The organism is Cupriavidus sp. 01L46 (genome assembly GCF_056399905.1).
Map to the genome: position 1 here is coordinate 1 of NZ_JBFTSF010000227.1, position 10,692 is coordinate 10,692.

Sequence of the window (10,692 nt, forward strand, 5' to 3'; positions counted from 1 at the left end):
GTTCATGAACTGGGTGCGCGGGTCGGAGCCGTACTCGTTCTGGTCGAACACGTCTAGCACGCCGAAGTTGCCGGCGGTCAGCACCACGCGGCGCTTGTCGACGCTGCCGGCCAGCTGGTTGAAATCAGCGTCCACCTGTTCGCTGCCACCGCCCAACCCCCAGGTCTGGCGGACAAACGCGCGCGCCCGGTAGAACACCGGATTTGTGCTCGATACCTTGGCCAGCTCGCCGTTGCTCAGCCCGCCCAGGCCGTGCAGCTCGGAAAACGGCACGCCCTGCGTCACCTCCGGATTGAAGTGGAACTCCGCGCCGCGCCACAGGCGCAAGCCAAGATCGAGCGTGGTGCTGAACGAGTAGCTCTTGGTGCGGTCTGCCGTCAGGCTGTTGGCGCCGGAATAGGCCGCGCCAAAGGACGGCTTGCGCTGCCAGATATAGGTGGTCTGTCCGTGGAAGGCGTAGTCCTCGGGGGCGTCGGCCTGCACGGGCGCGCCGCTGCTTGCCTCGGCTTTTTCCTGCGCCTGGGCGGGCATGGGCGCCATGCCGGCAAGGCCGGCCAGCGACAAGGCCACGCCCGCCAGGCGAGTGGCAAAAAACAGGCGTAGCCGCGCTGGGGCGGCGGGGAAACGACAAAGCAGCATGAAAAATCCGGGGAACAGCAGCAGGCGAATTCAGCGTCAAACCCGGCTGATGGGCGGACGAAGCATAGCCAAGCGTTTATGACATGTCTACCTTGCATTGCTGCGACGCAACATAACAAGAAGAGAAGTGGCCATAACATCACGTTGTAATCGACCTTGAATTAATTAATTCACAAATTAATATTATCTGCAGATTCAGGAGCCGCCATGCCGCCTGCTACTGCCACCCCGCCCCCGGGCCGCCGTCCGGGCCGTCCTGCCGCAGGGCTTGGGGGTAGCGCGGGCCAGCGCGAGCAATTGCTGGACRCCGCCACCGAGCTGTTCGCCCAGCACGGCGTTGCCGCCACAGCGATCAAGACCATCGCCATCCATGCTGGCGTCACCCCGGCGCTCGTGCACTACTACTTCCGCGATCGCGAGCAGTTGCTTGACGCAGTGGTCGACGAGCGCCTGCAGCCGCTGGTGGAACAGGTGTTCACGCCGGCCTCGGCCGACAGCGCGGACGCCGCAGCCATGCTGGTGGGCATTGCCGGGCGGCTGATCCGCACCGCCGCCGCCACGCCATGGTTTCCCGGGCTGTGGATCCGCGAGATCGTTAGCGCGGACGGCCAGCTGCATCAGCGCGTGCTGCAGAAGATCGCGCTGTGGCGCGCCGGCCTGGTGATCGGCCCGCTGGCGGCGGCGCGCGCGCGCGGCGAGATCAACGCCAGCCTGGAGCCGGCGCTGCTGATGGTGTCGCTGATCGGCCTGACGCTGCTGCCGCTGGCCACCACCCATATCTGGCGCCGCCTGCCCGGCGCCGGCGCCATCGACAGCGAGGCGCTGGTGCGCCACGTGAGCGCGCTGCTGGCGCACGGCCTGGGAGTACCGCCGATCGCGCCGATCGCGCCAATACCGCAGCCCGGGCCGGCCACGCCGCCGTCTGCCTGAACCCAGCCTGCCCGCCACGGAGCCCGCATGCCTCGCCAAGCTCAGCCTCATCCATCCCGCCCCGTCCCGAACCTGCGTGCGGGCTGGCTATCGGCCGCCCTGATCGGCGCGGCGCTGCTATCTGCCTGTGGCGAGCCTGCGCCCCCCTCCTGGCAAGGCTATGTGGAGGGCGAATTCGTCAGCGTGGCCTCCCCCTTTGCCGGCCGGCTGGACCAGATCTCCGTCCAGCGCGGGCAGCAGGTGGCAAGCGGCGCGCCGCTGTTCGCGCTGGAGGCCGACGACGAGCGCGCGGCTCGGCAGCAAGCAGCGGAACAAGTACGCGCGGCCGAGTCTCAGCTGGCCGACCTGCAGACCGGCAAGCGCGTGCCGGAAGTCGACGTGAGCCGAGCCCAGCTGGCGCAGGCGCAAGCCGCCTCGGTGCGCAGCGCCGCGCAACGCAAGCGCGACGAAGCCCAGTACGCCATCGGCGGGATCGCGCTGGCCCAGCTGGAAGAGAGCCGCGCCACCGCCGCCTCCGACGCCGCCCGCGTGCGCGAGCTGCAGCGCGATATCGACGTGGCCCGGCTGCCGGGGCGCACCGCGCAGCAGGCGGCCCAGCAAGCCCAGGTAGCCGCCGCGCGCGCGGCGCTGGCGCAGGCCGAGTGGAAGCTGTCGCGCAAGACCGTGGCCGCCACGCAGGCCGGCCTGGTCTACGACACACCCTTCCGCCTTGGCGACTGGGTGCCGGCCGGCAGCCCGGTGGTGCGGCTGCTGCCGCCGGGCAACGTCAAGGTGCGTTTCTACGTGCCGCAGGCCGTGCTCGGCGCGTTCAAGAACGGCGAGGCCGTGCGCGTGCGATGCGATGGCTGCGCCGCGCCCATTGCCGCCACGGTCACCTACATCTCCGGCCAGGCCGAGTACACGCCGCCGGTGATCTACAGCAATGAAACGCGCAACAAGCTGGTGTTCCTGGTGGAAGCGCGGCCCGCACCGGCCGACGCGCCGAAGCTCCATCCGGGCCAGCCGGTCGAAGTGGCAAGGCCATGACCGCGACCGTTGCGCCCCTGGACGGCGGGCCCGGCAAAGCCAGCGCCCTGGCCATCGACGTGCACGGCATCAACAAGCACTACGGTGACAAGCACGTCGTCAACAACCTGACGWTGCAAGTCGCGCGCGGCGAGATCTTCGGCTTCCTCGGCCCGAACGGCAGCGGCAAAACCACGTCCATCCGCATGATGTGCGGGCTGCTGACACCGGACTCCGGCACCGGCACCTGCCTGGGCTACGACATCCTGCGCGAGACCGCCGAGATCAAGCGGCGCGTGGGGTACATGACGCAGAAGTTCTCCTACTGGGACGATCTCTCCATCCGCGAGAACCTGGATTTCGTGGCGCGCGTGTACGGCATGCCGCGCCGGCGCGAGGTGGTAGACCAGGCGCTCGAGGAGCTCGGCCTGGCCAGCCGCGCGCAGCAACTGGCCGGCGCGCTCTCGGGCGGCTGGAAGCAACGCCTGGCGCTGGCCGCCTGCCTGCTGCATGAGCCAGAACTGTTGCTGCTGGACGAGCCCACCGCCGGGGTCGACCCGAAGGCGCGCCGCGATTTCTGGGAACAACTGCACCAGCTAGCCGCGCGCGGCATCTCGGTACTGGTCAGCACGCACTACATGGATGAAGCCGAGCGTTGCCACAAGCTCGCCTATATCGCCTACGGCAAGCTGCTGGCGCAGGGCACGGCAAGCGAAGTGGTGGCCAGCCAGAAGCTCGTCACCTGGAGCGTGCAGGGCGAGCAGCTCTCCGCGCTGTCGGATCAGCTCAAGGGCGCGCCGGGCGTGGAACAGACCGTGGTGTTCGGCAGCGCGCTGCACGTCACCGGGCACGACGCGCCCGCGCTGGAAGCCACGCTGCGCCGTGTTGCCGGCCCGCAGCACCGGATCGAGCCGATCGAGACCAGCCTGGAAGACGTCTTCATCCACATGATGAGCGGCGCCGATGACAATATGCGCGCGGACAAGCAAAAGCAAAAAACCAGGCAGGACGGCAAGGAGGCCCAGGCATGACGCGCGACGCAGGCGAACCGGCCAAGGCCACCAACGGCGCACGCTTCCCGCTCTCCTTGCAGCGCTGGTGGAGCATCGTGCTCAAGGAGTTCCTGCAGCTGCGCCGGGACCGCGTCACCTTCGGCATGATCGTCGGCCTGCCCATCGTGCAGCTGATGCTGTTCGGCTTTGCAATCAACACCGATCCGCGCCACCTCACCACCGCGGTCATCGCCGCGGACCAGAGCGAGTTCACCCGCTCCTTTGTGGCCGGCATGCAGGCGACCACCTACTTCAACGTGGTCGGCACCCTGCCCGACGAAGCCGCCGGGCGCGAGGCGCTGATGAAGGGCGAGGTGCAGTTCGTGCTCAGCATCCCGCCTGACTTCACCAGCCGGCTGCTGCGTGGCGAACGCCCGGCGCTGCTGGTGGAGGCAGATGCCACCGACCCGTCCGCCACCGGCTCGGCCATCGCCGCACTGTCGCAGCTGCCGTTCTCGGTCGCGGACAAGGACCTGCAGGGCGCGCTGGCGCACCTGGCGGGCGGCAAGCCGCCGTTCGACGTGCAGGTGCAGCGCCTTTACAACCCGGAGGGACTCACGCAGTACAACATCATTCCCGGGCTGATGGGCGTGATCCTGACCATGACCATGGTCATGATGACGGGCCTGGCGATGACGCGCGAACGCGAGCGCGGCACCATGGAAAACCTGCTTGCCACGCCGGTCAGGCCGCTGGAGGTGATCAGCGGCAAGATCATCCCCTACATCTTCATCGGCCTGATCCAGGCCACCATCATCCTGCTGGCCGCGCGCTGGGTCTTCGGCGTGCCCTTTGTCGGCTCGGTGGTTGCGGTCTACCTGGCGGCGCTGCTGTTTATCGGCGCCAACCTGACCGTGGGCATCACGCTGTCGTCGCTTGCGCAAAACCAGTTGCAGGCGGTGCAGCTGACGTTCTTCTACTTCCTGCCGAACCTGCTGCTGTCCGGCTTCATGTTTCCCTTCCAGGGGATGCCGCGCTGGGCGCAGGCCATTGGCAACGTGCTGCCGATGACCTACTTCAACCGCCTGATCCGCGGCATCCTGCTCAAGGGCAACAGCTGGACCGAGCTATGGCCGAACGTGTGGCCGATGGCCCTGTTCACGGTCGTCGTCATGACCATTGCAGTGCGCTTCTATCGCCGCACGCTGGATTGAGGAGCCTGCCATGCAAGCCTCGCCACACGGTATATCCACATCCCGCACGGTCCTCGCCATGCTGGCGGCAGCCATGCTTTCGGGCTGCGCGGTGGGCCCGGATTTCACCGCGCCGGCCGCGCCCGCCACGCCGTCCTATACCGCCGGCACGCAGCCAACGCGCACCAGCGCCGCCGACGCACCGCACGGCCAGGCGCAAACGCTGGAGAGCGGCGCCGACGTGCCGGCCCAATGGTGGGTGCTATTGCGCAGCCCCGCGCTGGACCGCACCATCCGCGCGGCGCTGGATGCCAGCCCGACGCTGGCGCAGGCACAGGCCCGTATCGAACAGGCACGCCAGGAACTGGTGRCCACCACCGGCGCGCGCCTGCTGCCGCGCRTGGACGCCAAGCTGAACACCACGCGCCAGCAGGTCAACGTCAGCTCGCTCGGCATCACCGCCTTCCCAAGCCCCGGGCCGTTCACGCTGTATGGCGCCAGCGTGGAAATCTCCTACACGCTCGACCTGTTCGGCGGCCAGCGCCGTGAACTGGAAGGCCTGCGCGCGGCGGTGGACTACCAACGCTTCGAGCTGGAAGCCGCGCGCCTGACGCTGGCCGGCAACGTGGCCACGGCCGCCATCCGCGAGGCTGGCTTGCGCGCGCAGATTGCCGACACCGAGGCCATCGTGGCGGCGCAGCAGCGCCAGCTCGCCATCACCGAGCAACGCTTGCGCGCCGGCGGCGTGGCGCAGGTGGACGCGCTGCGCCAGCGCAATGAACTAGCGCAGAGCCAGGCCTTGCTGCCGGGCCTGGTGCAGCAGCTTGCGGCCACGCGGCATCAGCTTGCCGTGTATCTGGGACAGGCACCCGCGAGCGCCGAGCTGCCCGAGTTCCGGCTGGAAGATCTCACCTTGCCCGCCACGCTTCCGGTGAGCCTGCCCTCCGCCATGGCAAGGCAGCGCCCGGATATCCGCGCGGCCGAGGCGCTGCTGCACCAGGCGTCGGCCAATATCGGCGTGGCCACCGCCCAGCTCTATCCGCAGCTCACGCTGTCCGGCAACGCCGGCACGCAGGCGCTCTCCGCGCGCGATCTGTTTGGCAGCCTCAACGTGTGGTCGCTGGCTGCGGGGCTGGTGCAGCCGGTGTTCCGGGGCGGCGAGCTGGTGGCGCGCAAGCGCGCGGCGCAAGCGGCCTACGCGCAATCGCTCGCGGCCTACCAGCAAACGGTGCTGCAGGGCCTGCGTGAAGTCGCGGATTCGCTGCGCGCGCTGGAGGCCGATGCCAACACCTTGCAGGCGCGCGCCGAGAGTGCGAAGCAGGCCGCCGAGACGCTGTCGATCGTGACCGGCCAGTTTCGTCTCGGCGGCGTCAGCCAGCTTGCGGTGCTCGATGCCGAGCGGCAGTACCGGCAGGCCGCGCTCTCGCTGTCGCAGGCTACCGCCAGCCGCTTTACCGATTCCGTGGCGCTGCTGCAGGCGCTGGGGGGCGGCTGGTGGCAGGCAGAGGCGGCCGCTGCGCCGTGAACGCCAGGCGCCGGAAGACGCACCGCGAACGGCGCGGCGCTCAACGCCCCAGAAACCCGCGCAACCGCCGCACACCTTCATCCAGCCTCGCCGGATCACACGCATAGCACCACCGCACAAAGCCCTCCCCCTCGTCCCCGAACGCGCTTCCCGGCGCCAGCCCGAGCCGTGCCTCGCGCACCAGCTGCTTGCACAACGCCAGGCTGTCGCTGGCGCCCGCCAGCCGGAAGAACACATACATGGCCCCCTCGGGCGCATGCACATCCACGCCTGGCACCACGGCCAACGCACCCACCAGGTGATCGCGCKCCGCGCGCAGCCTGCCGACCAGTTCACGGGTAAAGGCCTCGCCTTCCCGCACCGCCACGATGCCGGCTTCCTGCACGAAGGACGGCGCGCACGACGTGTTGTACTCAACCAGCTTGCCCAGGTCGTCGGTGAGCGCCGCGGGCAGCACCATCCAGCCCAGCCGCCAGCCGGTCATCAGCCAGGCCTTGGAGAACGAGTTGACGCAGATCACCCGCTCGTCGCGGCTGGCGATATCCAGGAACGACGGCGCGATGGCGGCATCGCCTTCGCCGTAATACAACCGCTCATACACTTCATCGGCGATGATCCAAATGCCATGGCGCCGGCAGTGCGCGAGCACCGCTTGCTGGTCCATGCGCGACATCACCCAGCCGGTCGGGTTGTTCGGCGAGTTGATCATGAGCAAGCGCGTATCAGGCGTCAGCGCGGCCAGCAGCTTGTCGAGATCCAGGGTCCAGCCGTGCGCGCCGTAATCGAGCGAGACGGTTTCCACCTCGGCGCCAAGGATCTTGGGAATTTCCACCAGGTTGGGCCACAGCGGCGTAACGGCAACCGCGCGGTCGCCGGGCCCGGCCACCAGCTGGGCAGCCAGCATCAGCGCATTGACGCCGGCGCTGGTCACCACCACGTTGTCCAGGGCGGTGGCGCCATGCAGCGCGCTGACGTAGTCGGCCAGCGCGCTGCGCAGCGGGGCAATGCCTAGGTTATGCGTGTAGAACGTCGCCCCGCCGGCCAGTGCCCGGCTGGCGGCGTCGCGGATAAAGGCGGGCGTGACCTGGTCGGACTCGCCGAACCAGAAGGGCAGCACGTCGGGCAGGCCGATGCCGGCATTGGCCACCTCGCGGATGCGCGAGGCGCGCAGGTGATGGACGGTGGCGCGGGCTGCGGCCGGGGCGCACGCAAAGCCGGACGGGCTGGTGGACATCTGAGCTCCTTGCGGTGTAAGGGTCGGACTGCGGGTCGGATGACGGAACCCACAGAGCGTACCGCAAAGGCACTGCCGCCGGTGTGCCCGGCAGCATGCCGAGCTGGCTGGCTAACGCCCGGGCCCGGCGGAGTCGTCCTGCTGCTGCCAGCCGGGTTTCATCCGCAGGCCAAAGCTGCTGCGCGGCTGCACGTCACGCTCGGGGCGCAGTGCGTATTGGTCGTGGTTGACCTGCGGCGCGGTGGTGGCTTGCTGAACGGCCCGGGAGGTTGGCGTCGGCGCCGAGGCCGCGCGCTTGCCCGCCTTGGCAGGCGCGCGTGCGCCGCTGGCGTCCGATGCGGCAGCGGGTGCCGCCAGCGCGGACGTGCTGGCCAGGGCGAGCCATAGCGCCGTCACGATGGAGGGCAGGCAGAGGAAGGAGAAAAGGGGTTTTGCTATCACGCTGTCATGCGGCGGCTACGCAAGGCCTGCCCGGCCGCCACCTCGGCGGCGCACGGCTGGACCGGCGGCGGCCACCAGTTGCTGAATCCATCATTGTGTCAGCTACCGGGGCCGCCGGGTGAAAACGGCCTGCAGCCTCGCCCTCCGGGGAGGGGCGAGGCCGCCGCGCTGGCTTTACTGCGCCGCCGCAAGGCGGCGCCTGGCGTCGTTGCCGCTCTCTGGCGCTTCCTTGCCGGCCACCTTGCCGCGGGCCAGCACCGGTGCCAGCGCCGCGCCGGTGTGGCTGGCCCGGGCCCGCACCAGCCCCTCGGGGTCGGTCGCGGCGACAATGCCGCCGCCCGCCACGCCGCCTTCCGGGCCCAGGTCGAGGATCCAGTCGGCCTCGGCGATCACGTCGAGATCATGCTCGATCACCACCACGCTGTGCCCGCCATCGGCCAGCCGGTGCAGCACGCGGATCAGCTTGGCCACGTCGGCCATGTGCAGGCCCACGGTAGGCTCATCCAGCACGTACAGGGTGTGCGGCGCCTGCTGCCCACGGCGGGTGATGTCGTCCCGCACCTTGGACAGCTCGGTCACCAGCTTGATGCGCTGCGCCTCGCCGCCGGACAGCGTGGGCGACGGCTGGCCCAGCGTCAGGTAGCCCAGGCCCACGTCCTTCATCAGCTGCAGCGGGTGCGCGATATTGGACATGGCGGAGAAGAACTCCACCGCCTCGTCGATCTCCATCGTCAGCACGTCGCCGATATTCTTGCCGCGCCAGGTGACCGCCAGCGTCTCCGGGTTGAAGCGCTGGCCATGGCAGACATCGCAATGCACCTTCACATCTGGCAGGAAGCTCATGCCGATGGTGCGCACGCCCTGCCCCTCGCAGGCCGGGCAGCGCCCGTCGCCGGTGTTGAAGGAAAAGCGCGAGGCGGAATAGCCGCGCGCCTTGGCCTCCAGCGTCTGCGCGAACAGCTTGCGGATGGTGTCCCACACGCCGATATACGTGGCCGGGCAGGAGCGCGGCGTCTTGCCGATCGGGGTCTGGTCGACCTCCAGCACGCGGTCGATGCTCTCATACCCGGTGATGGACTCGCAGCCCTGCCAGTTGTGCGTGACCTCCAGCTTGCGGCGCGGCTCGGTGCGCGCCGTGGCTTGCGAGCGCGCGGGCGCCTCGCTGCCAGCCGCCTTGCGCGCGCGCCGCGTGGCCGGCGACGACATCACCGAGCGGCCCACCGCGTCGAGCAGGTTGGCCATCAGCACATCGCGCGCCAGCGTGGACTTGCCGGAGCCGCTGACGCCCGTGATGGCGACCAGCCGCGCCAGCGGAATGCTGGCGGTCACGTTGCGCAGGTTGTGCTTCGTGGCGTTATGCACGGTCAGCCAGCGCTCGGGTACGGCCTCGTTGTTCTTGCCCGCCGGCTTGACCGCACGGCGCGGCTGCAACGGATGCAGGATCGGATGGGCGAGGAACTGCCCGGTAAGCGAATCCGCACTGGCCGACAGCGCGGCCACGCCGCCTTGCGCCACCAGCGTGCCGCCGCGCTTGCCGGCGCCGRKGCCGATGTCGATGATATGGTCGGCGCGGCGGATGGTGTCCTCGTCGTGCTCCACCACCACCAGCGTGTTGCCCTTCTCGCCGAGCTTGCGCAGGGCGTCGAGCAGGATCTGGTTGTCGCGCGGATGCAGGCCGATGGTAGGCTCGTCGAGCACGTAGCACACGCCCTGCAGGTTGCTGCCAAGCTGCGCCGCCAGCCGGATGCGCTGCGCCTCGCCGCCGGACAGGCTGGGCGCGGCGCGGTCCAGGCTCAGGTAGCCCAGGCCGACCTCTTCCAGGAACTGCAGGCGGCTGCGGATCTCGCTCACCACGTCGCGCGCGATCTCGCCTTCGCGGCCGGCCAGCTCCAGGCCCTGCACCCAGCGGTGCGTGTCGGACACCGTCCACTGCGCCACGTCCACGATGGGGTGCGCGTCGAAGGTGACCGCGCGCGCCACCGGGTTCAGCCGCGTGCCGCCACAGTCCGCGCACGGCGTATCGGCCACGTCATCGGGCTCCTGCTGCTCCGAGGGCAACGTCTGCTCGCGCCCGCGGTTGTCGTCGGCCATCACGGTATCGTCGTAGGCCGCACGCTGCTCGCGCGTGAGGGTCAGGCCGGTACCCACGCAACTGGTGCACCAGCCGTGCTTGCTGTTGTAGGAGAACAGGCGCGGGTCCAGTTCCGGATAGCTGGTGCTGCACACCGGGCAGGCGCGCTTGGTCGAGAACACGGTGGTGCTGCCGACGCGGGCGGTGCCGCCGTTGCCCATCGCATGCTGCAGGCCATCGAGCGGCGCCAGCAGGTGCATCACGCCCTTGCCGGCTTCCAGCGCCTGCCCGAGCAGCGCGCGCAGCGCGGCTTCGTTGTCCGCCGACACGTTGATGTCACCCACCGGCAGCTCGATGGTGTGCTCGCGGAAACGGTCCAGGCGTGGCCACGGGTCCACCGGCAGGAATTCGCCGTCGACACGCAGGTGCGTGTTGCCGCGCGCCTTGGCCCATTTGGCCAGGTCGGTATAGACCCCCTTGCGGTTGACCACCAGCGGCGCCAGCAGGCCCACGTGCTGGCCCTTGTAGTCGCGCAGCAACTGCGCGGCAATGGACTCGGGGCTTTGCGAGGTGACCGGCGTGCCGTCGTGGATGCAATGCTGGATGCCCAGCTTCACATACATCAGCCGCAGGAAGTGCCAGACCTCGGAGGTGGTCGCGAC

Annotated in this window: 9 protein-coding genes; 5 read left to right on the plus strand and 4 right to left on the minus strand. The window is 69.3% G+C overall.

What is annotated here, in order from left to right; translation table 11 throughout:
* A partial coding sequence (locus AC1DS3_RS28780) for a carbohydrate porin (RefSeq protein WP_477128433.1) occupies positions 1-639 on the minus strand: 639 nt, incomplete at its 3' end.
* Between the two features lie 207 nt (positions 640-846).
* Here AC1DS3_RS28780 and AC1DS3_RS28785 point away from each other — a divergent pair.
* Genes AC1DS3_RS28785 through AC1DS3_RS28805 form a run of 5 tightly spaced genes read left to right on the plus strand, consistent with a single transcriptional unit; the run spans position 847 to position 6,284 of the window.
* On the plus strand, positions 847-1,569 hold the full coding sequence (locus tag AC1DS3_RS28785) for a TetR/AcrR family transcriptional regulator (RefSeq protein ID WP_477128434.1): 723 nt from the start codon (positions 847-849) through the stop codon (positions 1,567-1,569).
* 27 nt (positions 1,570-1,596) lie between these two features.
* Entirely contained in the window at positions 1,597-2,595 is a 999-nt protein-coding gene (locus AC1DS3_RS28790) for an HlyD family secretion protein (RefSeq protein WP_477109222.1), read from the plus strand.
* Positions 2,592-3,605, plus strand: a complete 1,014-nt coding sequence (locus AC1DS3_RS28795; protein ID WP_477128435.1) for an ABC transporter ATP-binding protein — start codon at positions 2,592-2,594, stop codon at positions 3,603-3,605. Before AC1DS3_RS28790 ends, AC1DS3_RS28795 begins: the two co-directional genes overlap by 4 nt.
* Positions 3,602-4,780, plus strand: a complete 1,179-nt coding sequence (locus AC1DS3_RS28800) for an ABC transporter permease (protein WP_441632371.1) — start codon at positions 3,602-3,604, stop codon at positions 4,778-4,780. The genes AC1DS3_RS28795 and AC1DS3_RS28800 overlap by 4 nt, the downstream gene beginning before the upstream one ends.
* A gap of 10 nt (positions 4,781-4,790) precedes the next feature.
* A complete protein-coding gene (locus AC1DS3_RS28805) occupies positions 4,791-6,284 on the plus strand; it encodes an efflux transporter outer membrane subunit (protein WP_477128436.1) in 1,494 nt (497 codons plus the stop codon).
* Between the two features lie 40 nt (positions 6,285-6,324).
* Here the strand turns inward: AC1DS3_RS28805 and AC1DS3_RS28810 are convergent, their stop codons facing one another.
* From AC1DS3_RS28810 to AC1DS3_RS28820, 3 genes are all read right to left on the minus strand, one after another.
* Positions 6,325-7,518 (minus strand): pyridoxal phosphate-dependent aminotransferase, encoded by a 1,194-nt coding sequence (locus AC1DS3_RS28810; protein WP_477128437.1) that lies wholly within the window; start codon positions 7,516-7,518, stop codon positions 6,325-6,327.
* A 111-nt stretch (positions 7,519-7,629) separates the two neighbouring features.
* On the minus strand, positions 7,630-7,959 hold the full coding sequence (locus tag AC1DS3_RS28815) for a hypothetical protein (RefSeq protein ID WP_441632365.1): 330 nt from the start codon (positions 7,957-7,959) through the stop codon (positions 7,630-7,632).
* A 174-nt stretch (positions 7,960-8,133) separates the two neighbouring features.
* Positions 8,134-10,692 (minus strand): excinuclease ABC subunit UvrA (locus AC1DS3_RS28820; RefSeq protein WP_477128438.1); only part of this gene is annotated, 2,559 nt, incomplete at its 5' end.

Bases quoted from the DNA above. Each gene is read 5' to 3' on its own strand.
- AC1DS3_RS28790 (WP_477109222.1), top strand. From the start codon at position 1,597: ATGCCTCGCCAAGCTCAGCCTCATCCATCCCGCCCCGTCCCGAACCTG.
- AC1DS3_RS28800 (WP_441632371.1), top strand. From the start codon at position 3,602: ATGACGCGCGACGCAGGCGAACCGGCCAAGGCCACCAACGGCGCACGC.